Consider the following 25619-nt stretch of genomic DNA (forward strand, 5'->3'; position numbering starts at 1 on the left):
TCAGGCCGCCGCCTGGGACATCGACAGCGACTCCTTCTTGATCAGCTCGCGGTAGAAGCCGTCGAGATGCGTCAGCTTCTCGGGCGAGCCGTCCTGCACGATGCGCCCGCCCTCCAGCACGACGATCCGGTCGAAATCCTTCAGCGTCGAGAGGCGGTGGGCGATCGCGATCACGGTGCGGCCCTCCATTAGGTTAGCGAGCGCGTGCCGGATCGCCTCCTCGGACTCGGCGTCGAGCGCGGAGGTCGCCTCGTCGAGGAGCAGGATCGGCGAGTTCTTCAGGATCGCGCGGGCGATGGCGATCCGCTGGCGCTGGCCGCCCGAGAGCTTCACGCCGCGGTCGCCCACGATCGTGTCGAACCCCTGCGGCAGCGCCTTGATGAAGTCGGTGCAGTGCGCGGCCTCGGCCGCCTTCCAGACATCCTCGTCGCTCGCCTCGGGTCGGCCGTACCGGATGTTCTCGCGCAAGCTGCGGTGGAACATCGAGACGTCCTGCGGCACGACGGTGATCGCCTCGCGCAGCGATTCCTGCGTCACCCGGTCAATGTTCTGGTCGTTAATCAGGATCTGGCCGCCCTTCACGTCGTAGAAGCGCTGGATCAGCGAGAACAGCGTCGACTTGCCGCCGCCCGACTTGCCCACCAGGCCGACCTTCTGGCCCGGCTCGATGCCGAGGTCGAAATCGGTGAAGACCGAGCGCCCGTCCGGGTAGTCGAAGGCGACGTGCCGGAAGTCGATCTTGGCGCCCTGCCCGGTCAGCGCCTTCGCCTCCGGGTGATCGACGAGGTCGTGCGGCTGCAGCAGGGTGTGCAGGGCCTCTGAGAGGCGGGCGGTGTGCTGGGTGGCGTCGACCAGCGCCACCGCGAGGTCGCGGGTCGCGGCCAGGATGCGGATGCCGAGCGTGCAGACCAGCACGACCTGGCCGTTCGTGGCCTGGCCAACCTGCCACATCGAGATCGCCCAGTAGAGCAGGCCGAAGATCGCCAGCACGGTGAGCACCGCGTGCACGATGCGCAGCTTCTCGAGGTAGAGCAGCGAGGAGCGCCGGGCGCTCATCTCGGTCTTGATCGTGCCCTCGAAGCGGATGCCCTCGCGCTTGAAGGCCGAGAAGGCGCGCACCAGCGGCATGTTGCCGACGAGATCGACCATCTCGCCGTCCACGCTCGCGGCCTTGGCGGCGAAGTCGTGGTGGAGCGGTTTGCCGGCCGATGCCATCTTGAACATCAGCACCACGACGGAGGTGAAGACCGCCGCGAGCACGGCCGCCATCGTGACGTTGACGGTGCTGATGTAGACGAGCGAGCCCACCGCCGCGACGCAGGGCGGCATCACGTTGAACACGAACATGTTCTCGACCGTGAAGATCGCGTTCGAGGTCGCCGTGATGCGGGAGGCCAGGGTGCCCGGCTGCCGGTCGGAGAAGAAGGTCGGCGAGTGGCCGGTGAGGTGCCGGAACAGGTCCCGGCGGATGTCGCCCGTCACGCCCACGAAGGTGAAGGCGCCCACGAGCGCGGCCACGCGCCAGAGCAGGTTGTCGGCGGCGATGAAGGCGATGAGGACGGCGAGCGCCCCCCAGACGAGGTTGGCCTCCGGCCCCTTGCCGAGCGCGTCGACCACGCCCTTCAGCGCGTAGTCGGTGCTCACCGAGAAGCCCACGGCGCCGAGCACCGAGATCAGGATCACCAGGTGCGGCAGCCAGCGGCGCTTCAGGTAGCGCCCCACGAAGGCGAACGGCCTGTCGGCGTATTGGCAGAGGTCTTCCATCGCGATGGGATCTCGATTTCAAACGACGCGGATGCGCGGCGGACAGGGTGTTCGGGGCCGGACGAAACGTGAGCGCGGGCGGGCCAGCCCGCGGCAGCAACGCGACAGCGCCACCATATGTTGCAATGAGCCGCGGCGATCAGCCCCCTAGCTCGTTTTACCTGCAGAATCTGAACGTCGCTTGACCGACATGCGATTCCGATGCCGCGGTTAGGCCGCCCGCGGCTCCCGGCGGGTCTCCGGCATGGCGAGCGCCACCAGCAGGAAGGCGGCGAGTCCCACCACCGCGAGACCTAGGAAGGCCGCGTGGCTGCCGAGCCTGTCGGCCATGACGCCGGCCAGCGAGGTCGAGAGCGCCGCGCCGATGCCCATGGCGGTGCCGACCGCGCCGAGCGCGAGGTTGAACCGGCCGGTTCCCCGGGTCAGGTCAGAGACGACGAGGGGCACCATCACGCCGAGCACCGAGGCGGAGACGCCGTCGAGAACTTGGATCGCGACAAGTAGGTAGGGGTCGGTGGTGTAGGCGAAGAGCAGGCCGCGCAGGGGGAGCGCGGCGAAGCCGGCCAGCAGCACGGGATAGCGCCCGTAACGCTCGGCGGCGCGGCCCACCGCGGGCGCGCAGACCGCCAGCACCGCCTGCGGGACCATGATGCAGGCGGCGACCAGCGCCGTCGCGGTCTCGCTCGCCCGCAGCGTCAGGGCGCTGCCGACGAGCGGGAGCATCGCGGCGTTCGCCAGAAAGAACAGGGTCATGCAGCCGGCGAAGGCGAGCAGGCCCCGGTTGGTGAGGAGCGTGCGCAGCCCCCCGCTCTCGGCGGGCGCCACGTCCTGCGTTCGCACGTTCGCGTCGATCTCGTCGGCGCGGATGAAGGAGAGCGCGATGATCGTCGGCAGCACCAGCGCGGCGGTAAGGTAGAAAACGGCGCCGTTCGACAGGTAGTAGCCGCAGGCGCCCATCACGGCCGCCGCGCAGGCATTGCCCATCGCCTGGAAGCTCGCGTTGCGCCCGAGGCGCTCCCCCGCGCGGGCGTGACCGACGAGGCCGATGCTGATCGCGGCGATCGCCGGCGTCAGGATGCAGCTCGCCGCCGAGTGCGCCGCCATGGCGAGCAGCACGATGAGGAAGCTCGGCCAGACGACGAGGGCCAGCGCGCTCGCCGAGATCGCCGCCACCGAGACGCCGGCCGCGAAGCGCTTCGAGCGCACCGCGTCCACGAAGGCGCCGCCCGGCACCTGACCCAGAAGGCTGACGAGGCTGCCCACCGTCAGGGCGAAGCCGATGTCGGACTGCGTCCACTGCGCCTGGGAGAAGTAGACCGCGAGGAACGGGCCGAAGCCGGTTTGCAGATTCGCGACGAAGAACGCGAAGGCGTCGAGGCCCCGCCGGCTGCCCCGGGAGACCGCGCCGCTCGTCGGCGCGGGCTCGGGCATCGCGGGCACCACCGGATCCGGAGCGGCATCCTTGAGGCGGACCGGTCGCGTCCGTGCCTCGTGGCGCGGCAACTCGCGCTCGCGGTGGGGGATCACCCGCCGGTTCTTCGTACGCGCCACCGTCACTTATCGGGAGCCTTCTCGGGCGCGGCCGGCTGTGCCTGCGTGGGCGCGGGCGAGGCCGGCACGGGCGCCGTCTGCGCCGCGGGTGCCGGCACGGGCTGGGAGGCGGAGGGCTGGGCCGCCTGGTCGCCCTCCGGCCCGGCCGGGCTCGCGGGACCGAGCACCACGATCGGGTCGCCCGCCTTGTACTCGGGCGAGACGCGGACCTGATTGCGGCTCAGCTGGAGCGAGATACGGCCCGCCTTGCCGTCGGTGCTGAAGCGCAGCGCCCGCCAATCGACGGCGATCTTGCGCGAGCCGACACCGAGGAAGCCACCGAAATCGATGATCGCGGCGCGGGGCCGGCCGTCCCGGTCGATCACGACGTCGATGATGCGACCGAACTCGTCGCCGTTGGCACCCCGCACGCCCTTGCCGAGCAGGGTCTCGTAATCCTGCGTGTCGAGCACGGTCGCCGGCGTGCCCTGCTGCTGGGTCGGGGCCTGGGCGGGTGCTTGAGCCGGCGCGGGGGATGGCGCCTGCACGGCCGACGGAGGCTGCGCAGCGGGCGGAGGCGGCGGGGGGACGGCTTGCGCCGGCGGGGCAGCAGGAGGTTGGGCAGTCGGCCCCTCCCCGCTCGGAACGGTCTGCGCCGCGGCGACGGCCGCCCACAGGGTGATCGTGGCGGTCGCGATCATCCGGTCGAGTCTGAACACGCGGGGGCCTCGGTTTCTCGGGGTCGTTCGGGCTGCCGGCACAACCGCGGCCGTTCCGGCGGGTTCCGGCCCGCCGACGGGCACTGTCTGCACGCCGACCTGGGCGAAGTTATGGATCGGCCGGGCTCCGGCCGCGGACGGCCAGCAACTGCGCAGGCCGCACCTGAGAGCATGGTCTGCGGGCAAGATCCGGGCCCGCGCGCCACGCCACCCACCGAAACGCGTCGGATGAGGGCCGTGGCCCCGCCGCGATGTCTTGGTTTTCGCGCAATCTCCGTCATAGACAGGCCGGAGCAACGATGCGAGCCGCGATGAACTCAACGCGGTCGCGATCCCGAGGACCTGCCATGTCACCGTCGCCTGCCTCTCCGGCGCAGCCGTCCCGTCTCACGCCGACGCGCATCGCGCTGCTGACGGCCTGCCTCGCCGCGCTCGGCGGCTGCCAGGCGCTCAGCGGCAGCGGCGGCGTGATGCCGGCGGGCGATGTCGGGCCGCCGCCCTCCCTGCGTAGCAGCCTGCCGAACCGTCCGGTGCGCGGCGCCAATGTCGACGAGGACGGTCGCCCGCTCCAGACTGCCCCGACCCGCTCCCTCGACCTGCCCAAGAATGCCCGCGGCGAGACGCGCGCCGCCGCGCAGGCCGAGCGCCGCATCCGGCGCGAGGACATCGAGGGCGGGAACGCCGCGGGCGGCACCAGCTCCGGCTCCATGAGCCCTGCCCTGACGCCGAGCGGCGGCGTGGGCATGGGCGGCCGGTTCTGAGCGGGCCGGGCCGGTGCCGGTGAGGCCCCGGCCATTGCCGGTGGACAGCCGCCGCGACCGACCCCGAGCCCTCTTTTACGACCCTTGCCTCCGCCGCGAGCCCTCTTGTAGGGTCTCCCTGTCGACGGAGGCGAGGCGCCGCCGCCGACCATGACCACCGGCGTGCGTTGAGGATTTCCGCACCGGTTCACAGCTGCCCCGGCCGCTGTGGAACCTGGGATTGCGGCCCTACGCGCGCTCACCCATGCCGACCGTCCTCGCGGGCGGCGCGCATGCGCGCAGGGTTGGGAGGGGGACTATGGAAGCGGGCCTGAGCTGGACCGACGAGCGCGTGGCGCTCCTCCGCCGTCTGTGGGAGGACGGCCAGAGCGCGAGCAAGATCGCGGCTCAGCTCGGCGGCGTCACCCGCAACGCGGTGATCGGCAAGGTGCACCGGCTCGGTCTTGCCGGCCGGGCTAAGCCCGGCGAGGAGGCCCAGAGCGTGTCGCGCGCAGCCCGCGCGCCGGCTCCGGTCGCCGAGATCGAGACCGCCATCGCCGTGGTGGAGGCCGAGGCTCCCGAGCCCGTGGCCATCGTCGCGCACCGCCCCGCGCCCGCCTTTCCGCCGCCTCCGTCCCCCGCCGCGCCCACGGCGCTGGCCGTCTCGCAGCGCGTGACGATCATGGACCTGCGGGACTCGATGTGCCGCTGGCCGCTCGGCGACCCGACGACACCGGATTTCCGCTTCTGCGGCGCCCGCTCGATCACCGGCTTGCCCTACTGCACCCACCACGCCGAGATCGCCTACCAGCCCGCCACCGAGCGCAAGCGCGAGCGCCGGGTCGCCGGCTTCCGCTGAGGCAAGCGTCCCGGACGCGGCTTCGGACCGCGACATCGGCGCCGCGCGCATTGTCTCGGCGCCGGCCGGCCACACCTCCCGGGCTCCGGTACGAGGAGACCCGCCATGGCTGGAGCCGTTCACGCCGACGCCGCGCTGCTCGGGCGCCCGCACATCCGCGTGGATGGCCTGCAGAAGGTCACGGGCGCAACCCGCTACGCCTCGGATCGCCGGTTTCCGAACCTCGCCCACGGGGCGCTCGTGACCAGCGCGATCCCGCGGGGGCGCATCTTGGGCATCGAGACGGCGGCGGCCGCCGCGATTTCCGGCGTGCTCGGCGTCTTCACCCATCGGGACTTCGCCGGCGGGATCCGGCCCGTGGCGCACCTGATGGCGGGCGGCTACGCCAACAGCTCGCACCTGCCGCTCGGCTCCGATCGGATCGCCTATGCGGGCCAGATCCTGGCGCTGGTGGTGGCCGAGACGGATGAGGCGGCCCGGGCCGCGGCGGCGCTCGTGACGGTCGGCTACGAGCCCGAGGCCTTCGCGGCGAGCCTCGACGCGCCGGGTGCCGAGACCGTCCGCCTCGCCGACCTCAAGGAGAAGCACGAGGACCCGCGCCGGGGAGACGCCGACGCGGCGCTCTTCGCAGCGCCCCACCGGATCTCGGCGCTCTACCGGACCCCCGTGCAGCACCACAACCCGCTGGAGCTGTTCACCACCACCTGCCTCTGGGAGGGCGAGCGCCTCACCGTACACGAGCCGACCCGCTACGTCGGCGCCCTGAAGCACGGCCTCGCCGAGCAGCTCGGGCTCGACCCCGGCAACGTGCGCGTGGTCTCGGGTCCGATCGGCGGCCATTTCGGTTCCAAGCTCGCGCTCTCGCAGCACACCGCCCTCGTCGCGCTCGCCGCACGACGCCTGGGACGCCCGGTCGCCCTGGTGCCGACGCGGCGGCAATGCTTCACCATCGCCAACCACCGGCCCGAGACGCGCCACGAGATCCACCTGGGCGCCGACCGTGCCGGCCGCTTCACCGCCCTGGTGCACGAGGCCGAAATGGGCGCCTCGCGCTTCGATCCCTTCGCGATGGAAGGAACGGACGTTACCGCAAGCCTCTACGCCTGCCCGGCGATCCGCACGGAGGAGCGGGCGGTGCGCCTCGATCGAAACACGCCGGGGCCGATGCGGGCCCCGCCGGAGGTGCCCTACCTGTTCGCGCTCGAGAGCGCGGTCGACGAGATGGCGGCCGTGCTCGGTCTCGACCCGATCGAGCTGCGGCGGCGCAACGACACGAGCACCGATCCGGTCTCGGGCAAGCCCTTCACCACCCGACCGCTGATCCGCTGCTTCGAGACGGGCGCCGAGGCCTTCGGCTGGGGGCGCCGCCGGGCCGGGCCGGAGCGGGACGGAGCCTGGCTCGTCGGGCTCGGCTGCGCGGCCTCGGTGCGCCCGGTGAAGATCGCGCCTGCGGTGATGCGCGTCGCGATCGCCCCGGACGGGACAGTGGCTGTGGAGAGCGCCCACCACGAGATCGGCAACGGCATCACCACGCTGCTCGCCATGGGGGCGGCCGACTGGCTCGGCGTGCCGGTGGGCAGCGTGACCGTCCGGCTCGGCGACACCGACCTGCCGCCGGCCGGCCTCTCGGGCGGCTCCTCGACCACGACGAGCCTGATGAACGCGCTCGATCAGGCCTGCCGGTCGCTGCGGGCGCGGCTCGCGGCCGGGGCCGCCGCCGAGGGCGGCCCGCTCGCGGGCGCCGAGACCGCCGACATCCGGCTCGCCGGCGGCTCTCTCGCCGCCCGGGACGGTCGCAGCGTCGCGCTGGGCCGCGCGGTCGCCGCGCTCGACTTGCGCGGCGTGGAGACCGTCGCCGAGTTCGTGCCGGACGGCGTCGGCCCGGAGGGCCTCGCGGCGGTGAAGGCCGGGCACATCGCGCTGAGCGCGGGCGGCGCCGCCCTGTCCTGGGCCTTCGGCGCTCAGTTCGCCGAGGTGCGGGTGCACGAGGAGACCGGCGAGATCCGCGTCGCCCGGCTCACCGGGGCCTTCGCGGCGGGCCGCGTGCTCAACCCGCTGGCCGCCCGCAGCCAGCTTGCCGGCGGGATGATCTGGGGCCTGGGCTCGGCGCTCCTGGAGGAGACGGTGGTGGACCGCGGCACCTACCCGAACGCGGATCTGGCCGAATATCTCGTCGCCACCGCGGCGGACGTGCCGCCCGTGATCGAGGCGATCCTCGTGCGCGACGACGATGCGGGCGTGAACGCGCTGGGGGTCAAGGGCCTGGGCGAGCTCGGCATCATTGGCGTCAACGCGGCTATCGCCAACGCCCTGCACCACGCCACCGGCCGCCGCCTGCGCCGCCTGCCGATCCGCTGCGAGGATCTGCTCTGAGGCGCGCGCCCGGCTCTGGTCCCGGGACCGGCGCGCCTATCTAGAGGGTGCGGCGACGGTGCGGCCGCGGTTCAGGGATGCGTAGCATGTCGTCGATCCAGGGTGCGGTGGCGCCGACCTCCGTGGCGGCGCGGGTCGCGAGCGCGCTCGTCGCGCTGATGCTGGCGCTCGGCCTTTCCGGCTGTGGCGCCATCAACCGGGTGCCGACCCTGGAGGAGCAGGCCAAGGCCTCTTGGAGCGAGGTGCAGAACCAGTACCAGCGCCGTGCCGACCTGATCCCGAACCTCGTCGAGACGGTGAAGGGCTACGCCCAGCAGGAGAAGGACGTGCTGATCGGCGTCACCGAGGCCCGCGCCAAGGCGTCGAGCGTGAAAGTCGACGCGGGGACGGTGAGCGACCCGCAGAAGCTCAAGGAGTTCCAGGACGCGCAGAACCAGCTCTCCGGCGCCCTCGGCCGGCTGCTCGTCACCGTCGAGCGCTATCCCGACCTGAAGTCGAACCAGAACTTCCTGGCGCTCCAGTCCCAGCTCGAAGGCACGGAGAACCGGATCGCCGTGGCGCGGCGCGACTACAACGGCGCGGTCCAGGCCTACAACACCGAGATCCGCACGATTCCGGGACGCTGGATCGCGAGCATCTTCTATCCCGAGGCCAAGCCGATGGAGACCTTCGCGGCGACGCCGGGCTCCGAGCGTCCGCCGAACGTGAAGTTCTAGGCCGCTCCCCAGCGTGCCGCCCGTCCCGCGCACGATCCGATTCCTCGCGCCGCTCCTCGGCCTCCTCGCGCTGGCGCTCGCGGTCCTGCCCGCGCTCGCTGCCGAGCTGACCTTCCTGGAGCTGAGCGGCCGGGTAGTCGATGCCGCGAACATCCTTCCGGCCGACCGGCGGGCGGCCCTTGAGGCGCGGCTGAAGGCCTACGAGGAGAAGACCTCCGATCAGGTCGTCGTCGCGACCGTGACGAGCCTGCAGGGCACGACGGTCGAGGATTTCGCCAACCGCCTGTTCCGGCACTGGAAGCTGGGTCAGGCGAAGACCGACAACGGCGTCCTCCTGCTCGTCGCGCCGACCGAGCGCAAGGTCCGCATCGAGGTCGGCTACGGACTCGAAGGGTCGCTCACCGACGCGCTCTCCCGGGTGATCATCGCGAGCGCGATCACCCCCCGCTTCAAGGAGGGCGACTACGCGGGCGGCGTCTCGGCGGGGGTCGAGGGCATCCTGTCGATCCTCTCGAAGGATGCGGAGGAGTGGCAGCGCCGGCCGGAGGTGCGCGAGGATCAGGTCGATCCCGCGCAGGTCGCGATCTTCGTTGTCCTGTTTCTCGTCGTCCTGTTCGCGGTCTGGCGGATGAACCGGAGCGGGCGCCGCGGCGGCCTCGTGGTGCTGCCGGGCCCGATCGGCGGCGGCTGGAGCGGCGGCACCTGGGGCGATGGCGGATCGGGCGGGTTCGGCGGCGGGTTCTCCGGCGGTGGGGGCTCTTCGGGTGGCGGAGGAGCGTCCGGTGACTGGTGAAATCGGCCTGTCCCGGGCGGCGCGCGCCCGCATCGCCGAGGCGGTGGCCCGCGCGGAGGCCGGCACCGCGGGCGAGATCGTGGTGATGGTGAGCGCCCGCGCCGGGCTCTACCGCTCGGCGCCCCTCGCGGCCGCGCTCGTGGGCGGCCTCGTCCTGCCCTGGCTGCTGCTCTGGCTGACGCGTTGGAGCGCGGCGGCGATCCTTCTCGCGCAGGGTGCCCTCGTGGCGACCCTGCTCGCGGCGGGCCTCTCCGAGCGGCTGCGCCTCGCCCTGGTGCCGCGCCCAGTTCTGCGGGCCCGCGCCCGCGACGCGGCGGTGCGCGCCTTCCACGCACGCGGGCTCGACCGTACCCGCGCCCGCACGGGCCTTCTCCTCTACGTGGCGCTGGCGGAGCACCACGCCGAGATCGTGGCCGATGCCGGCATCGTGGCGCGCGTCGGCACGGAATCCTGGTGCGGCACGCTCTCGGAACTGACGGCGGCGCTCGCCCGCGGCGAGACGGAGGCGGGCCTGATCGGCGCCGTGGAGCGCCTCGGCGCCTGCCTCGCGCAGCACGTGCCGGCCGGGCCCCACGCGGTGGACGATTTGCCGAACCGGGTCATCGTGGAGGTCTGAGGCCGGCTACGCCGCGGCCTTCGTCACGGCGTCCACGACCTCGTCCACCACCTCGTTGACCAGATCCCGGTCGTCGCCCTCGGCCATGACGCGGATCACCGGCTCGGTGCCGGATGGGCGGATCACGAGGCGGCCGGCATTGCCGAGGCGCTCGCGGGCCTGCTCAATCGCCGTCACCACGCTGTCCTGGCGCAGGGGCTCGCCCGAGCGATAGCGGACATTCTTCAGGATCTGCGGCAGCGGGTCGAAGCAGTGGCAAACCTCGCTCACCGGCCGGTTCTGCCGCTGCACCACGCTGAGGAGCTGGAGCGCCGCCACCAGCCCGTCACCGGTCGTGGTGTAGTCCGACATGATGATGTGGCCGGACTGCTCGCCGCCGAGGTTGTAGCCGTGCTCGCGCATGTGCTCCAGCACGTAGCGGTCGCCGACCGCGGTGCGGGCGAGCGAGAGGCCGATGCCGCCGAGGAATCGCTCCAGGCCGAGATTCGACATGATGGTGGCGACGATTCCCGGCTGGGCCAGCAGGGCATCCTCCTTCCACGAGCGGGCGACGACCGCCATGAGCTGGTCGCCGTCCACCACCTGCCCCTTCTCGTCCACGATCAGCACCCGGTCGGCGTCACCGTCGAGCGCGATGCCGATATCGGCCCGGCGCTCGCGCACCTTCTCGACCAGGGCGGCCGGCGCGGTGGAGCCCACCGCGCGGTTGATGTTGAAGCCGTCGGGCTCCGTGCCGATCGCGATGACCTCGGCGCCGAGTTCCCACAGGGTCTCGGGCGCGACGCGGTAGCCGGCGCCGTTGGCGCAGTCGACCACCACACGCAGGCCGTCCAGGGTGACGTGGCGCGGGAGCGTGCGCTTGGCGAATTCGATGTAGCGGGCGTGCACGCTCTCGATGCGCTTGGCACGGCCGAGGTCGTTGGCGCCCGCGAGCTTCTTGTTGCGGTCGCCGTCGATCAGCGCCTCGATCTCGCGCTCGACCTCGTCGTTGAGCTTGAACCCGTCCGGCCCGAACAGCTTGATGCCGTTGTCCTCGAAGGGGTTGTGCGAGGCCGAGATCATCACGCCGAGATCCGCCCGCATCGAGCGGGTCAGCATGGCCACAGCCGGCGTCGGCACGGGGCCGAGCAGCAGCACGTCCATGCCGACCGAGGTGAAGCCCGCGACCAGGGCGGTCTCGATCATGTAGCCGGAGAGGCGCGTGTCCTTGCCGATGACGACGCGGTGGCGGTGGTCGCCCCGCTGGAAGACGAGGCCCGCCGCCTGACCGACCTTCAGCGCCAGCTCGGGCGTGATCACGCCGTTGGCCCGACCCCGAATGCCGTCGGTCCCGAAATACTTCCGCACGTCCCACTCCGCGCAAGCGACCGGATCTCAAACGCGCACGCTACCGGATCCCGGCCGTGCCCGGTCGATGGATTGCGATTACGGTGAATGCCCGCGGGCGCTCACCGCTCGTTCCAAAGGAAAGGGCGCCCGAAGGCGCCCTTTTGATGTCGTCGGCCGGGAACGGCCCCGTTTCGTCAGCCCTGCGGCTGCGGCTCCAGTCCGCCGTCGTTCTCCCGCGGCCGGCCGCGGCCGGCGGAGGGGACGGAGGAACCGCGGGCCGGGGTCGGCGGCACGTCGCCGCCGTCGCGGACCGGGGGCTGTCCCTTGAGCAGGTTGCGGATCTCCTCACCGCTCAGGGTCTCGTACTCCAAGAGGCCCTGCGCGAGGCATTCGAGGTCGTCCTTGCGCTCGGCGAGGATCCGGCGCGCCTCCTCGAGGCCCGCCTCGACGAGGCGGCGCACCTCGGCGTCGATCTTCTGGGCGGTCGCCTCCGAGACCGACTGCTGCCGGCCCATCGACATGCCGAGGAAGACCTCGTCGTTGTTGTCGCCGTAGGCGACGGTACCGAGCTCGGGGCTGAAGCCCCAGCGTGTCACCATCATCTTGGCGAGCCGTGTCGCCTGCTCGATGTCCGACTGCGCGCCCGAGGTGACCTTCTCGGGACCGAAGATCATCTCCTCGGCGATGCGTCCGCCCATCATGATGGCCAGCCGCGAGGTCATCTGCTCGTAGCTCATCGAGAGCTTGTCGCGCTCAGGGAGCTGCATAACCATGCCCAGCGCCCGGCCGCGCGGGATGATCGTCGCCTTGTGGACGGGATCGGTGGCCGGCACGTTGAAGGCGACGATGGCGTGGCCGCCCTCGTGATAGGCGGTGAGCCGCTTCTCGTCCTCGGTCATGACCAAGGTGCGGCGCTCCGCACCCATCATCACCTTGTCCTTCGCGTCCTCGAACTCGTGCATCGTGACGATACGTTTTCCGCGACGTGCTGCGAGAAGGGCAGATTCGTTCACGAGGTTCATCAGGTCTGCACCCGAGAAGCCCGGAGTGCCGCGCGCGATCGTCTTGAGGTCGACGTCAGGCGCCAGCGGCACCTTCCGGACGTGAACGCGCAGGATGCGCTCGCGGCCGGTCACGTCCGGGTTCGGAACCATGATCTGGCGGTCGAAGCGGCCGGGACGCAGCAGGGCGGGGTCGAGCACGTCGGGGCGGTTCGTCGCCGCGATGATGATGACGCCCTCGTTAGCCTCGAAACCGTCCATCTCCACGAGGAGCTGGTTCAGGGTCTGCTCGCGCTCGTCGTTGCCGCCGCCGAGGCCGGCGCCGCGATGGCGGCCGACCGCGTCGATCTCGTCGATGAAGATGATGCAGGGCGCGTTCTTCTTGGCCTGCTCGAACATGTCGCGGACACGCGACGCGCCGACGCCTACGAACATCTCGACGAAGTCCGAGCCCGAGATGGTGAAGAACGGCACGTTGGCCTCACCCGCCACCGCGCGGGCGATCAGTGTCTTACCCGTGCCGGGCGGGCCGACGAGGAGCACGCCGCGCGGGATCCGGCCGCCGAGGCGCTGGAACTTCTGGGGATCGCGCAGGAACTCGACGATCTCCTGAAGATCCTCCTTGGCCTCCTCGACACCGGCGACGTCGTCGAAGCTGACGCGCCCGTGCGCCTCGTTCAGCAGCTTGGCCTTCGACTTGCCGAAGCCCATGGCGCGACCGGCGCCCGACTGCATCTGGCGCGAGAGGAAGATCCAGGCGCCGATGAAGACGAGGATCGGCAGCCAGCTCACGAGAAGCTGGATGAACCAGGGCGTGTTGTCAGACGGGGGCCGAGCGGTGATCTGCACGCCCTTGCCCTGGAGCTTCGACACGAGGCCGGGATCGTTCGGCGCGTAGCTGGTGAAGTTGCCGCCGCCCACATAGGTGCCGCTGACATCCTGCCCGGAGATCACCACCGACTGGATCTTGCCGGCATCGGCATCGTTCAGAAGCTGGCTGTAGGCGATCTCGCTACCGCCGCCGCGATGACCCGGGTTCTGGAACAGGGTCACGAGGGCGAGCACGAGCAGGAAGATGACGACCCACAAGGCAAAATTGCGAAAATTCGGGTTCATCGACCATTCCTTAGCGAGTGCAGGCCCCCTCGCCCGGCGCTGCGGGCGATCCGGCACTCAGCGTCCAATGTAGGCAGAGGCCTACCCGTTGCCAAGTAAGTCGTCGCCGCGGAGAGCCGCCCGCGGCGGTGCCGGAGCGAGACGGATCGTCCCCCCCGGATCGGCCGCGATCAGGAAGCCCCGGAAGGTGCGCCGCAGCGCCCGGCCCTCCCGCAGCGCCGGCAGGAGCGCGGCGCCCAGACGCTCCAGGCGGTCGAGCCGTCCCGCGGCTGCTCCGGCCCGGTCGAGGGCGCGGTCGAGCACCCGGAGGGCGACCGCCTCGGGCAGGGCCGCGAGGGCGCGCCCATCGAGGGCCCCCTCCCCCGAGTGCTCGAGGCGCGACAGCGCGTCCTCGGCGATTCGCCCGAGCGCGTCGTCGTCGCGGGCGGCGCGCTCGGCGAGGCGGGCGAGGCGCTCGGCCGACAGGCCCTCCCCGGCGAGGAGCGGGAGCACCCGGCGCAAGCGGGCGCGCGCAAAGCGGTCGTCCTGATTCGAGGGATCGCGGTGGTAGGCGACGCCGCGGGCCTCGCACCACGCGACGAGATCGGCCTTCCGTAGGGCGAGGAAGGGCCGGGCGAGGACCAGCCCGGCGCCGAGCGCGCGGACGGGCCGCATCCCGGCAAGCCCGGCCGGGCCGCTGCCGGCGCAGAGGCGCATCAGAACCGTCTCGGCCTGATCGTCGCGGGTATGCGCCGTGAGGAGGCGCGCGGCGCCGGTCTCCGCGGCGTGGGCGGCGAGCAGGCGGTAACGCGCCGCGCGCGCCGCGGCCTGGATTCCGGTTCGGGGGGGCGGACCGTCCGGTTCCCAGGTGAGGATGCTGTGCGAGATGCCGAGCGCGGCGGCTTGCCGGGCGACCGCCTCGGCCTCCGCCCGCGCCTCGGGCCTGAGCGCGTGATCGACCGTCGCGGCGCGCAGTGTCGCCGGGTCGCAGGTTTCGGCCGCGGCGTGCATCAGGGCGGTGGAATCCGGCCCGCCCGAGACGGCGAGCAGGCAGGGTTCCGTCAGATGCGGCGCGAGCGCCGCCCGGAGGGCGTCGCCCGGCTCGCCGCTCAAGCGGTGCAGCGGGCGCGCTTCTGCTCGCGCGCCACGCCCTGGCGTACGCCGGGGCCGGCGGAGGGGAACTTGCGCTCGAGTTCGGCCAGGGTGGCGCAGGCCTGCTCGCGGGCGCCGAGCGCGTTCAGGGAGACGCCGAGCTTCAGCATCGCCTCGGGCGCCTGGGGCGAGCGGGCATAGTCGGTCGAGACCTTCAGGAACTGCTCCGCGGCCTCGCGGTTGCGGTTGCGCTGCAGGTAGCTCTCGCCCAGCCAGTAGGTCGCGGCCGGCACGTTCGTGTCGCGCGGGTGCGACTGGATGAACTGGCGCAGATCCATCTCGGCCTGCTCGTAGCGCCGGGCCTGGATATTCACGAGGGCGGTCTCGTAGTCCGAGCGGGCGTCGCCCGTGCCCGTGGCCGCGACGCTGGCGCTCGGGCGGGCCGGCAGGGCGCCGGTGGTGCCGACGCGGGCCGGCGGCGCGAGGTCGACGGGCTCGTCGTAGCCGGGGGCGGCGGCCTCGGCCTCCTCGGCATCGTCGATCGCGCCCTGGGGCAGGCGGCGCGCGACCGGCGCAGGTGTCTGGGTGACGGGCGGGGCGACGGCGACGGGCGCGGAGGGCGCCGTGCTGCCGAGCTGGCGCGGGGCGCCGGGCTGACCGGGATTCTGCTCTGGGTCGAAGGCGTCACCGCGCTTCTGCGGCTTGGCCGCGCCCGGATTCGTGCCGTTGACCGGGCCCGTCCCACCGGAGGGCTTGGCGCCGCTCTTCTCGTTCAGGCGGTACTCGACGTCCTCCTGGAACTTGCGCAGCTGCTCCTTGAGCTGACGGTTCTCGTACTGGAGGGTCTCGATCTGGCCGGCCATCATCCGCGACTGGTTCTCCAGGCGGCCGAGGCGCACCACGAACTCGGAGGCGTCCTGGGACGCGGCCGGCAGCGCGGTGGCGAGGACGAGGGCGGTCGAGAGCAGGAGGCGGCGGAGCATGGATGTCGGCACCGGACGTTGCGGCAGGCCGCGCCGGCGATCTCGCGCCGGCGCGGCCTGCCGGTAGCAGATGCGCGGCGCCGCGGCAAAAATGCGGCGCCGCGGTAAAGCTTAAGAGCTTGGCTTACGAGCCGGCGCCGCGGTCGAGCACCGTGACGGCGCGGCGGTTCTGCGACCAGCAGGAGATGTCGTTGCAGACCGCGACCGGGCGCTCCTTGCCGTAGGAGACGGTCCGCATCCGGCCGGCCGCGATGCCGCGGGAGGCGAGGTAGTCGTTCACCGCCTGGGCGCGGCGGGCGCCGAGCGAGAAGTTGTACTCGCGGGTGCCGCGCTCGTCGGCGTGGCCCTCGATGAGGAAGCTGTAGCGCGGGTAGCGCTGGAGCCAGGCGGCCTGCTTGTCGAGGGTAGCGGTCGCGGTCGGCGTCAGGTCGGTCGAGTCGGACTCGAAGAAGACGCGGTCGCCGATGTTCACGACGAAGTCCTGGGCGCTGCCGGGCACGCCCGCACCGCCGGCGCCGCCGCCCGCGCCGAAGCCCGAGGCGTCGGCGAGGTTCGAGTCCTTCGAGCAGGCGCCGAGGCCGAGCGCCGCGCAGAGCGCGAGGCCGAGGGAGACGGCGCGCAGGCGCGGGGAAACGGTCATGGCTGGTCTCAACTCCTGGAGGCGGGCACCCGAGGCCGGCAACCGGTCTTCAAGGCGCATCCGCTGCGTGTGTCTTGCGACCCTCATAGGCCGGCCCGGTTAAGCAGTGGTTCCGTCAACCTTGACAGGAGCTTTCGATCAGGCTTCGCGGCGCTCCGCCGTGTGCCCGCGCACCCCGTCCGGCCCGGGGCGCGGCGCCGGCCCTTCGGCACCGCACCACGGCCGCGCTTACAGGCCCGGAATGCGGCATCGCGGCGGCGATGCAGGGTTTTCTCGTCTCGATCCGGGTCGAGCGTTGCGCAGACGCTACAGGACAGGGGCTGGAGAACAGTCCTCGCCGAGGGGTTTAACCCTTCTTCAACCAAGAGGGCCGCGAATTCAGCCGGATCGACGGAATGGTTCGAACGATGCGCCCTGTACACAACGTCCTCGTGGTCGAGGACAGCTTCATGCTCCTGGAGATCATCACGCAGCTCTGCGCGTCGCATGGCACGCAGGTCATCGAGGCCTCGAGCGGCGAGGCCGCGCTGACGATCCTGCGGGAGCGCGGCGCGACGATCGACTGGCTGTTCACCGACATCAACCTGCCGGGCCTGATCGACGGCTGGACCGTGGCGGAGACGTTCCGGGCCGCCCATCCCGACCGGCCGGTGGTCTACACCTCGACGGCCCCGAAGCTGCCACCGCGGGCGGTGCCGGGCAGCCTCTACCTGCGCAAGCCGTTCCAGATCCGCGAGGTGAACGCCCTGTTCCGGATGATGCGCGACGGCGTGTCGGACCAGGGCCTGCGGGCCGCGGGCTGAGTTCTACCCCTTCGCCGCCAGGAAGATCTCGGCGATCCAGGGCGAGGTTGCCCAGGTCTCGACGCGCGGACAGGCGAGGTCGCCTGGCGCGGCATCGTCGTAGAGCTGGAAGCTTGCCGCAATGAAGCCCTCCAGATCGTAGAGGACCGGGAAGGCCGCCCCGCGGGGCTTGCGCTTGAACAGGTAGGAGCCGGTGATGCCGAACTGCTCCGCCACCGGCGGGTAGACCGGCCAGACCACGTCGTGGACCAGCTCGTCGCCGAGGTAGTCCTCGACCGCGACGGGCTCGGGCGTGAACCCGCTCTCGGCGAGCAGCCGCCGGGCGATGTCGCCGATGACGTAGGCCTTCGGGTGGTTGATCACGTGCATGAAGGCGCCGCGGCGACTCCAGCGGCCGACCTCGCGCTCCAGGCCGAAGCCAATGCCCGCCGAGCTTGTGACCAGCTCGCGCACCGCCGGGTCCCAGTGGTCGAAATATCCGAGGCGCTGGAATACGTCCTCCCGGAACAGGCTCGCGGTCTGCGCCACGGTGAGGCCGAGGCGGTGGGCGCAGAGCGCGATCGCCGAGTGGTACTGGCCGAGCGGCGAGGCCGCGAGCTTCTGGTCGGCGAGGTTCTGGGTGCGCCCGGCATAGACCATGTCCGGGTGGAAGGCCGAGAACACGATCGTCGGGAACATCTTCAGGCGCTTCTCGCGCGCGAACAGCGTGCCGCTGTCGCCGCCCGGCAGCAAACCGCCCGGAAAGGCCTGGGAATAGACGTGGTCGAAGCCCGCGAGCGTCGCCGCGAGCCCGTCGAGCGTGCCGTGGTCGCGCCGGAGCGTGCCCATCGAGAGATAGCGGACCGGGCTCTCGGGAGCGAAGAGCCGCATCGCCTGCGCCACGCCGCGCCCTTGGCAGTTGCCCAGCACTGCGATGCTCGGACCCTTGCGCCCGTCATCGACCGCCTTCGCGCGCCACGGTCTTGCCCAGGATGGCGCCGACAAGGAGAACGCGCTGCGGGCGCGCCGGGGCAGATCGCTGATGGCCAAGGCTGTGCCGGGGGTCTCGCGGGAGCGGGGTTCGCGGTCTATGCGAGACGCTCTTACCGCATCGGACGAAGGATCGGGAAGTTGGCTTCAAATCCGTATACGGGTCTACCGGCCGAGCGATTCTGGCGCAAGGTCGTCACCAACGTGCCGCCCTTCGCGGTCAACCCGCACCCCAAGGAGACCTTCGCGATCGCCCGGACCGACAAGGTCGCGACCGGCGGCTCCTGCTTCGCCCAGCGCGTCGCCGAGGCCCTGCGGGAGGCCGGGTTCAACTACTACCTCACCGAGGCGCCCGCGCCCGGCATGAGCGGCAACGAGGCCAATGCCCGCCAGTTCGGCACCTTCTCGGCCCGCTACGGCAACCTCTACTACACGCGCCAGTTCGTGCAGCTCTTCGACCGGGCCTACGGCCGGTTCGAGCCCGAGCTGACGGCGTGGCTGCGCGAGGACGGGCGCTACGTCGATCCGTTCCGGCCGACCGTCGAGCCTGACGGCTTCGCCAGCGAGGCGGAGGTGATCGCCGCCCGCGACGCGCACCTCGCCGAGGTGCGCCGCCTGTTCGAGACCCTGGACGTCTTCGTGCTGACGCTCGGCCTCACCGAGGGCTGGCGCTGGCGCGCCGACGGGGCCGCGCTGCCGCTGGCGCCGGGGGTCGCGGGCGGCACCTTCGACCCGGACCTCTACGAGTGCGTCAATGCGGGCGCGGCGGAGGTGCTGGGGGATCTACGCGGCTTCCTCGACCGGCTCTGGAGCGTGAACCCGGCCGCGCGGGTGATCTTCACGGTCTCGCCCGTGCCGATGATCGCGACCTACATGGACCGACACGTGATGGAGTCGAACAGCTACTCCAAGTCGGTGCTGCGCGTGGCGGCCGGCGAGGTCTGCACCGGCGACCCGCGGGCCGTGTACTTCCCCGCCTACGACATCGTCACCAGCAACGTGAACGCGGGCCGCTACTACAACGACGACCAGCGCACCATCAACGACGCGGGCGTGCGCCACGTGATGCGCCTGTTCCTGCAGACCTTCGCGAAGGACCGCGCCGTCCCGGCCCCGGTCCAGGCCGCGGCCGACATCACCGCGGAGTTCGAGGGCAGCGCGGGCGTGATCTGCGACGAGGAGCAGATCGAGCGCAGCGTGGCGTGATCCCGTTCCCGGCCGACCGGATCGGTCAGGATCCCTCCATCGTCAGTCCGGGGCGCCGCGGGCGAACCCGGACGATGGCTTGGGCTCGACGGCTCGGACGCGACGACGAAGGGGGCGCCCGGACGCCGGCTCAGGCGGCGGGCCGCGCCTTCGCCAGCCGGTCGAAGGCGACGAGTTCGTCGAGCAGGGCCGGCATGTCCGGCAGCGCCACCATGTTCGGGCCGTCCGAAGGGGCCCGGTCGGGATCAGGATGGGTCTCGATGAAGACGCCCGCCACGCCGACCGCGACCGCGGCGCGGGCGAGAACGGCGACGAACTCGCGCTGGCCGCCGGAGCTTGCCCCCTGCCCGCCCGGCTGCTGCACCGAGTGGGTCGCGTCGAACACCACGGGCGCGCCGCCGGTGACGCGGGCCATGATCGGCAGGCTGCGCATGTCGGAGACGAGCGTGTTGTAGCCGAAGGAGGCGCCGCGCTCGGTGACCAAGACGTTCGGGTTGCCGGCCTGCGTCACCTTGGCGGCAACGTGCTGCATGTCCCAAGGCGCGAGGAACTGGCCCTTCTTGACGTTGACCGCCCGGCCGGTGCGCGCGGCGGCGAGCAGCAGGTCGGTCTGGCGGCAGAGGAAGGCCGGGATCTGCAGCACGTCCACCACCTCGGCGACCGGCGCGCACTGCTCGGCCGCGTGCACGTCGGTCAGCACCGGCAGCCCCAGCGTCTCGCGGATCTCGGCAAAGATCGGCAGCGCGCCCTCCAGGCCGAGGCCGCGGGCGGCGATGCCGGAGGTGCGGTTGGCCTTGTCGAAGGAGGCCTTGAAGACGAGGCCGATCCCGCGCGCCTCGGCCATCGCCTTCAGGGCGGCGGCGATCTCCAGGGCGTGGGCGCGTCCCTCGAGCTGGCAGGGGCCGGCGATGAGGGCGAGCGGCAGGTGGTTGCCGAAGGCGGCGCCGCCGACCTTCACGGTGGCGGGCGCGGTGGCTGGGATAGGCGAGACTGAGTCCGACATGGCGCCGGTCTAACCGGCCGGGCGCGCCTGCGGAAGGGCGGCCTTGCGCACGAGGGCGCCCCGCCGTCCCGGCCGCTCGCGCCGCCGCTCCACCACGCAGAGGCTGGCCCAGCCGGAGAGGGCCACAGCGCCGGGGCCGGCCTCGCAGCGGATCGCCACGTCGTCGACCTGGGCCAGCATCGGCGCCCCGGCGAGCAGCGCGTCCTGGTGCAGGTTGAGCGCCGCCACCTGCGCGTCCCGGAGCCGAGCCCTGCCCAGCGACTCGGCCGCGAGCCCCACCAGCGTGAACCAGCCGACCGGCGGCCGGCGCTCGGCCGAACCGATCACGATCCGGGCGGGCGCCCGGCAATCGAGGCTCATCCGGTCGGCGTCCGCTGCCCGGAACACCGCGCCGGGCTCCGCCCGGCCCGCGAGCGAGGCGCCCGTCACGCGGATCACCCGCGCGGTGAGCGCGTCGCAGGAATCCGCGCGCGCCGGGGTGGCGGACAGGCAGGCGAGAGCGAGAAGGAGCGGGGCGGCGCGCATGGCATCGATGTAGCCCGCGTCCGGCATCGGTGAACAGGGGCGCGGAAGCCAGGAAGGCGCCGCCCGCTGCCGGACGGCGCCTTCCCGTTGATCGTCGGGCGAACCTGCGGTCAGCCCGCCTTGTTGAGCTGCACCGCGACGAATCGGGTGACGCCCTTGCCGTTCTTGACCCGCATCAGCACCGCCCTGCGGCCGGCGCTCTCGGCGGAGCGGATCTGCGCGGCGACCTCCGAGGGCTTGCTGACGCTCTGGCCGCCCACATCGAGGATCAGGTCGCCCTGCTCGATGCCCTTGGCGGCGGCCGGCCCGTCGGGGTCGACCTCGACCACCGCGACGCCCTGGTCGGCGAGGCCGACCTCGGAGGCGGGAGCGAGGCTCAGGCCGAGCCGCGGCTGGCCGTTCGACTCCTCGCCGCTGCCCCGGCTCGCCACCTTGCCGTCGGTCGGGAGCGATCCGAGCGTCACCGTCGCGGTGTCGCTCTTGCTGCCGCGCAGGTAGGCGAGTTCGACCTTGGAACCCGGCTTGAGGCCGGCGATCTTGCGCGACAGCTCCTTGGCGTCGTTGATCGGCTCGCCGTTGACCTTCTCGATCACGTCGCCGGACTTGAGGCCGGCCTTCGCGGCGGGCGTTCCGTCCTCGGCGTGATCGACCAGAGCGCCCTTGGGCTTGGCCAGGCCCAGGCCCTCGGCGATGTCCTGCGTCACCGGCTGGACCTGCACGCCGAGATAGCCGCGGGCGACCTTGCCGTCGGTGCGCAACTGCTCGACCACGGCCTGGACGGTCTCGGCCGGGATCGCGAAGGCGAGGCCGACGCTGCCGCCGGACGGCGAGGCGATCGCGGTGTTCACGCCCACCACCTCGCCGTTGACGTTGAAGGTGGGACCACCCGAGTTGCCCTTGTTGATCGGGGCGTCGATCTGCAGGAAGTCGTCGTAGGGGCCGGCGCCGATGTCGCGACCGCGGGCCGAGACGATGCCGGCCGTGACCGTGCCGCCGAGGCCGAACGGGTTGCCGATCGCCACCACCCAGTCGCCGACGCGGGGCGCGCCCTTGCCGAACTGGACGTAGGGGTAGCTGCCGGCCTCCTTGATCTTCAGGAGGGCGATGTCGGTCTTGGAATCCTTTCCGATGACCTTGGCGTCGAGCGTGCGGCCGTCGTCGAGGGTCACCTGCACGGTCTTGCTGTGATCGACCACGTGGTTGTTCGTCACCACGTAGCCGTCGGCCGAGATGATGAAGCCCGAGCCCACGGCGCCGCGGCTGCCGCCGCGCTGCTGCGGGCCGCCCGGAGCCCCATTCTGGCCGAAGCGGCGGAAGAACTCGCGCAGCTGCGGCGGCACGTTCTGCATGTTGCGGCCGCTCTGGCCGGGGCCGTCGTCGTCGTCCGCGCTCGCCGTGTCGTCGAGCTTGACCTTCACCGAGACGACACCGGGCTTCACCTTGTCGACGATGTTGGCGAACGAGCCCGGCGGGTGCTCGGGCGCCTCGATCGGGGTCTTGGGCAGGGCCTGGGCATAGGCCGGGGTGGCGGCGGGCAGGTAGGCGCCGCCGATCGCCCCGGTCGTCACGAGGGCGGCTGCGGCCACGGAAGCGAGGGCGCGGCGCTGGGTACGGGTCTCGGGCATCGGGATCTCCGGTCGGGAAGCTCTGCGCCGCGCGAGCGGCGATGAGACCGTCCTACCGGGGCGCCCCTGACCCGCCCGTGGCTGGCGGATTACGCTTTGGTCAGGTTCGGCCCCGGGGTTGGTTCGCGCGCGCCGATCGCGCACAGAGCGCGGGCAACCTCGGGAGATGCGGAACCGTGGCCTGGATCATCCTCTTCCTCGCCGGCCTGCTGGAGACCGGCTGGGCGATCGGCCTGAAATATACGGAGGGCTTCACGAAGCTCGTGCCCTCGGTGCTGACGCTCGCCACGATGGCGGCGAGCGTGGTGCTGCTCTCGATCGCGCTGCGCACCCTGCCGGTCGGGACCGGCTACGCGGTCTGGACCGGCATCGGCGCGGTGGGCACGGCGATCCTCGGCATCGTGCTGTTCGGCGAGCCCGCGACCGCCGCCCGGATCGCCTGCATCGGGCTGATCGTGGCCGGGATCGCGGGGCTGAAGTTCGCGAGCTGAGGCCTCACGTCTCCAGCCGGCTCAGCGCCTCGCGGATCCTGGCCAGCCGCTCGCTCTCCGCGTCGCGGCGCTCGCGGTTCTCCTCCACGATCTCCTCGGGCGCGCGGGCGATGAAGTCCGCGTTGCCGAGCTTGCCGTCGATCTTGCGGATCTCGCCCTCGGCCTTGGCGGCCTCCTTGTGCAGGCGGGCGACCTCGGCGGCGAGGTCCACGATGCCCTCCAGCGGCAGGGCCGCGACGCTGCCGCGCACGAGGAGCTGCACGGCGTTCTTCGGTGCGGTCTCGGCGAAGGTGATGTCGGAGAGCCGGGCGAGGCGCACCAGCGTGTCGCGCCACGCCTCGATCCGGGCGCGCACCTCCGGGCTCGCGCCGACGATCACCAGCGGCACCTGGGCGGCGGCCGGCACACTCGTCTCGGAGCGGGCGGAGCGGACCTCGGTCACCAGATCGACTACATAGCCGACCTCCGCCTCCGCCCGGGGATCGGCGAGGCCGGCGAGCGCCGGCCAGGGGGCGAGCGCAAGCAGGCCGCGCCCGGGCAGCCCCGCGCCCTTGATCGCCCAGAGCTCCTCCGTGAGGAAGGGCATGAAGGGGTGCAGGAGCTTGGCGATCTGGTCGATCAGGAAGGCGATGCTGGCCTGCGTCTCGGCCTTCAGGCCCGCATCGACGCCCTCGCCCTGCAGTACGGGCTTGGCCAGTTCGAGATACCAGTCGCAGAAGATGTTCCAGACGAAGCGGTAGGCGGCGGTGGCCGCGTCGTTGAAGCGGTAGGCGTCGAGCGCGGCCTCGACTTCCGCGACCGCGCGGGCCGCCTCGCCGAGCGCCCAGCGGTTGACGGGCTGGCGCGCATCCTCCGGCTGGAAGGCCGGATCGAGCCGGCAGCCGTTGAGCTCCGCAAAGCGGGCGGCGTTCCAGAGCTTCGTCGCGAAGTTGCGGTAGCCCTCGACGCGGTTGACCGCGAGCTTGATGTCGCGGCCCTGCGCCGCCATCGCGGCGAGGGTGAAGCGCAGCGCGTCGGCGCCGTACTGGTCGATCAGCCCGAGCGGATCGACGACGTTGCCCTTCGACTTCGACATCTTGGCACCCGACGCATCGCGCACCAGCGTGTGCAGGTAGACGGTCGCGAACGGCACCCGGTCGGTGACGTGGAGCCCCAGCATCATCATGCGGGCGACCCAGAAGAACAGGATGTCCTTGCCGGTCACCAGCGTGCTGGTCGGGTAGAAGCGGGCGAGTTCCGTGGTGTTCTCCGGCCAGCCGAGCGTGGAGAAGGGCCAGAGGCCGGAGGAGAACCACGTGTCGAGGACGTCCGGGTCGCGGGTGAGCGCGACCGGCCGGCCGCGCGCGGCCTCGGCCTTCTCCAGCGCCCCGGCCTCGTCCGGCGCGACGTAGATGCCGCCCTCGTCGTCGTACCAGACAGGGATCTGGTGGCCCCACCAGAGCTGGCGCGAGATGCACCAGGGCTCGATGTTCTCCAGCCACTGGAAGAAGATCTTCTCGTAGTTGTCCGGCACGAAGCGGGTCTGCCCGTCGCGCACCGCCTGGAGCGCGCGCTCGGCCAGCGGCTTGACGTTCACGTACCACTGGTCGGTGAGGTAGGGCTCGATCACGACGCCCGAACGGTCGCCGTGCGGCACCGCGTGGATGTTCAGCTCGATCTGGCGCAGGCGGCCGCGCTCCTCCATCAGGGCGACGACGCGCTTCCTCGCCTCGGCCCGGTCGAGGCCGTGGAGCGCCAGCGTCTCGGCCTCGGGCGCGGCATCCGCCAGGAAGGCGGCGTTGCCGTCGATGAGAATGCGGGCCTCGGGATCGAGCACGTTGATCAGCGCGCAGCCGTGGCGCTTGCCCACCTCGAAGTCGTTGAAGTCGTGCGCGGGCGTGATCTTCACCGCGCCGGTGCCCTTCTCGGGGTCGGAATAGGCGTCCGCCACGATCGGGATCAGGCGACCGACGAGGGGCAGGCGCACCCGCTTGCCGACCAGCGCGGTATAGCGCTCGTCCTCCGGGTGGACCGCGACCGCCGTGTCGCCGAGCATCGTCTCCGGGCGGGTCGTGGCGACCGTGATGACCGCGCCGGTCTCGGCGCCATTTTCGTCCACGACCGGATAGTCGAAGTGCCAGAGATGGCCCTTGGTCTCGATCTGCTGGACCTCGAGGTCGGAGATCGCGGTCTGGAACTTCGGGTCCCAGTTCACGAGGCGCTTGTCGCGGTAGATCAGCCCCTGCGCGTGCAGGTCCACGAACACCTTGAGGACGGCGGCCGAGAGCCCCTCGTCCATGGTGAAGCGCTCGCGCGACCAGTCGCAGGAGGCGCCGAGCCGCTTGAGCTGGTTGACGATCGCGCCGCCCGACTCCGCCTTCCAGGCCCAGACCCGCTCCAGGAAGGCCTCGCGGCCGAGGCTGCGGCGGTCCGGCTCGCCGTCGGCGGCGAGCTTGCGCTCCACCACCATCTGGGTGGCGATGCCGGCATGGTCGGTGCCGGGCTGCCAGAGCACGTCCTTGCCCCGCATCCGCTCGAAGCGGCAGAGCACGTCCTGCAGGGTGTTGTTGAGGGCGTGCCCCATATGGAGCGTGCCCGTCACGTTTGGCGGCGGGATGACGATGCAGTAGGGCTCGGCCCCGGCGCGCTCGGGCCGGCCGGCGCGGAAGGCGCCCTCCGCCTCCCAGGCGCCGGAGACGCGCGCCTCGACGGCGGCGGGGTCGAAGGTCTTGTCCATCATGGGATGTTCGGGCCGATCGCGGGCGTGT

The 25619-nt window shown here is 71.8% G+C and carries 22 protein-coding genes; 9 read left to right on the forward strand and 13 right to left on the reverse strand.

The annotated features are described in order from the left end of the window. The 3 genes from DK427_RS23140 to DK427_RS23150 all read right to left on the reverse strand — a co-directional run bounded on the left by DK427_RS23140 (window position 1) and on the right by DK427_RS23150 (window position 3842). Window positions 1-1764, reverse strand: a complete 1764-nt coding sequence (locus DK427_RS23140) for an ABC transporter ATP-binding protein (RefSeq protein ID WP_109953436.1) — start codon at window positions 1762-1764, stop codon at window positions 1-3. A gap of 210 nt (window positions 1765-1974) precedes the next feature. Then, window positions 1975-3321: an MFS transporter gene (locus DK427_RS23145; protein WP_204165221.1), complete on the reverse strand. Its 1347-nt coding sequence runs from the start codon at window positions 3319-3321 to the stop codon at window positions 1975-1977. Continuing rightward, entirely contained in the window at window positions 3318-3842 is a 525-nt protein-coding gene (locus tag DK427_RS23150; protein WP_425452496.1) for a PRC-barrel domain-containing protein, read from the reverse strand. Before DK427_RS23150 ends, DK427_RS23145 begins: the two co-directional genes overlap by 4 nt. 518 nt (window positions 3843-4360) lie before the next feature. On the opposite strand from DK427_RS23150, the gene DK427_RS23155 reads away from it, so the two are divergent. From DK427_RS23155 to DK427_RS23180, 6 genes are all read left to right on the forward strand, one after another. Further along, complete coding sequence (locus tag DK427_RS23155; RefSeq protein WP_245930683.1) at window positions 4361-4774, forward strand: hypothetical protein; 414 nt, start codon at window positions 4361-4363, stop codon at window positions 4772-4774. Window positions 4775-5072: 298 nt separating this feature from the next. After that, on the forward strand, window positions 5073-5612 hold the full coding sequence (locus DK427_RS23160; protein WP_109953438.1) for a GcrA family cell cycle regulator: 540 nt from the start codon (window positions 5073-5075) through the stop codon (window positions 5610-5612). A 105-nt stretch (window positions 5613-5717) separates the two neighbouring features. Continuing rightward, window positions 5718-7985 carry a xanthine dehydrogenase family protein molybdopterin-binding subunit gene (locus DK427_RS23165; protein ID WP_109953439.1) on the forward strand — a complete coding sequence of 756 codons (2268 nt, stop codon included), beginning with the start codon at window positions 5718-5720 and terminating at the stop codon, window positions 7983-7985. 86 nt (window positions 7986-8071) lie between these two features. After that, a complete protein-coding gene (locus tag DK427_RS23170) occupies window positions 8072-8701 on the forward strand; it encodes a LemA family protein (protein WP_109953440.1) in 630 nt (209 codons plus the stop codon). A gap of 13 nt (window positions 8702-8714) precedes the next feature. After that, the gene (locus tag DK427_RS23175) at window positions 8715-9494 is read left to right on the forward strand and encodes a TPM domain-containing protein (protein ID WP_109953441.1); all 780 of its coding nucleotides are present in this window, start codon (window positions 8715-8717) and stop codon (window positions 9492-9494) included. Continuing rightward, a complete protein-coding gene (locus DK427_RS23180; RefSeq protein WP_109953442.1) occupies window positions 9484-10110 on the forward strand; it encodes a TPM domain-containing protein in 627 nt (208 codons plus the stop codon). The genes DK427_RS23175 and DK427_RS23180 overlap by 11 nt, the downstream gene beginning before the upstream one ends. Window positions 10111-10116: 6 nt before the next feature. Here the strand turns inward: DK427_RS23180 and glmM are convergent, their stop codons facing one another. The 5 genes from glmM to pal all read right to left on the reverse strand — a co-directional run bounded on the left by glmM (window position 10117) and on the right by pal (window position 16250). After that, window positions 10117-11457 carry a phosphoglucosamine mutase gene (gene glmM / locus DK427_RS23185; RefSeq protein ID WP_109953443.1) on the reverse strand — a complete coding sequence of 447 codons (1341 nt, stop codon included), beginning with the start codon at window positions 11455-11457 and terminating at the stop codon, window positions 10117-10119. 176 nt (window positions 11458-11633) lie between these two features. Then, window positions 11634-13556 carry an ATP-dependent zinc metalloprotease FtsH gene (gene ftsH, locus DK427_RS23190; RefSeq protein WP_109953444.1) on the reverse strand — a complete coding sequence of 641 codons (1923 nt, stop codon included), beginning with the start codon at window positions 13554-13556 and terminating at the stop codon, window positions 11634-11636. An 81-nt stretch (window positions 13557-13637) separates the two neighbouring features. After that, window positions 13638-14648 carry a tRNA lysidine(34) synthetase TilS gene (gene tilS, locus DK427_RS23195; RefSeq protein WP_109953445.1) on the reverse strand — a complete coding sequence of 337 codons (1011 nt, stop codon included), beginning with the start codon at window positions 14646-14648 and terminating at the stop codon, window positions 13638-13640. Next, window positions 14645-15610 (reverse strand): tol-pal system protein YbgF, encoded by a 966-nt coding sequence (gene ybgF, locus DK427_RS23200; RefSeq protein WP_109953446.1) that lies wholly within the window; start codon window positions 15608-15610, stop codon window positions 14645-14647. The genes tilS and ybgF overlap by 4 nt, the downstream gene beginning before the upstream one ends. A 124-nt stretch (window positions 15611-15734) precedes the next feature. Further along, window positions 15735-16250 carry a peptidoglycan-associated lipoprotein Pal gene (gene pal / locus DK427_RS23205; RefSeq protein ID WP_109953447.1) on the reverse strand — a complete coding sequence of 172 codons (516 nt, stop codon included), beginning with the start codon at window positions 16248-16250 and terminating at the stop codon, window positions 15735-15737. A 407-nt stretch (window positions 16251-16657) separates the two neighbouring features. Between pal and DK427_RS23210 the strand changes: the two genes are divergently transcribed. Continuing rightward, window positions 16658-17053 carry a response regulator gene (locus DK427_RS23210; protein WP_109954337.1) on the forward strand — a complete coding sequence of 132 codons (396 nt, stop codon included), beginning with the start codon at window positions 16658-16660 and terminating at the stop codon, window positions 17051-17053. 3 nt (window positions 17054-17056) lie between these two features. On the opposite strand, the gene DK427_RS23215 is transcribed toward DK427_RS23210, so the two are convergent. Next, on the reverse strand, window positions 17057-18082 hold the full coding sequence (locus tag DK427_RS23215) for a WcbI family polysaccharide biosynthesis putative acetyltransferase (protein ID WP_109953448.1): 1026 nt from the start codon (window positions 18080-18082) through the stop codon (window positions 17057-17059). Window positions 18083-18163: 81 nt separating this feature from the next. Between DK427_RS23215 and DK427_RS23220 the strand changes: the two genes are divergently transcribed. Then, entirely contained in the window at window positions 18164-19228 is a 1065-nt protein-coding gene (locus tag DK427_RS23220; protein WP_109953449.1) for a GSCFA domain-containing protein, read from the forward strand. A gap of 130 nt (window positions 19229-19358) precedes the next feature. Here DK427_RS23220 and kdsA read toward each other — a convergent pair whose 3' ends face one another. From kdsA to DK427_RS23235, 3 genes are all read right to left on the reverse strand, one after another. Further along, window positions 19359-20231: a 3-deoxy-8-phosphooctulonate synthase gene (kdsA, locus tag DK427_RS23225; protein ID WP_109953450.1), complete on the reverse strand. Its 873-nt coding sequence runs from the start codon at window positions 20229-20231 to the stop codon at window positions 19359-19361. Between the two features lie 9 nt (window positions 20232-20240). After that, complete coding sequence (locus DK427_RS23230) at window positions 20241-20783, reverse strand: hypothetical protein (protein WP_109953451.1); 543 nt, start codon at window positions 20781-20783, stop codon at window positions 20241-20243. 83 nt (window positions 20784-20866) lie between these two features. Next, complete coding sequence (locus DK427_RS23235) at window positions 20867-22381, reverse strand: Do family serine endopeptidase (protein WP_109953452.1); 1515 nt, start codon at window positions 22379-22381, stop codon at window positions 20867-20869. Between the two features lie 176 nt (window positions 22382-22557). Here DK427_RS23235 and sugE point away from each other — a divergent pair, with 176 nt between their 5' ends. Next, window positions 22558-22872 carry a quaternary ammonium compound efflux SMR transporter SugE gene (gene sugE / locus DK427_RS23240; protein ID WP_109953453.1) on the forward strand — a complete coding sequence of 105 codons (315 nt, stop codon included), beginning with the start codon at window positions 22558-22560 and terminating at the stop codon, window positions 22870-22872. A gap of 4 nt (window positions 22873-22876) precedes the next feature. Here the strand turns inward: sugE and DK427_RS23245 are convergent, their stop codons facing one another. After that, on the reverse strand, window positions 22877-25591 hold the full coding sequence (locus tag DK427_RS23245) for a valine--tRNA ligase (protein ID WP_109953454.1): 2715 nt from the start codon (window positions 25589-25591) through the stop codon (window positions 22877-22879). Between the last annotated feature and the right edge of the window lie 28 nt (window positions 25592-25619).

The sequence above is a fragment of the Methylobacterium radiodurans genome (assembly GCF_003173735.1).
GTDB classification, from domain to species: domain Bacteria; phylum Pseudomonadota; class Alphaproteobacteria; order Rhizobiales; family Beijerinckiaceae; genus Methylobacterium; species Methylobacterium radiodurans.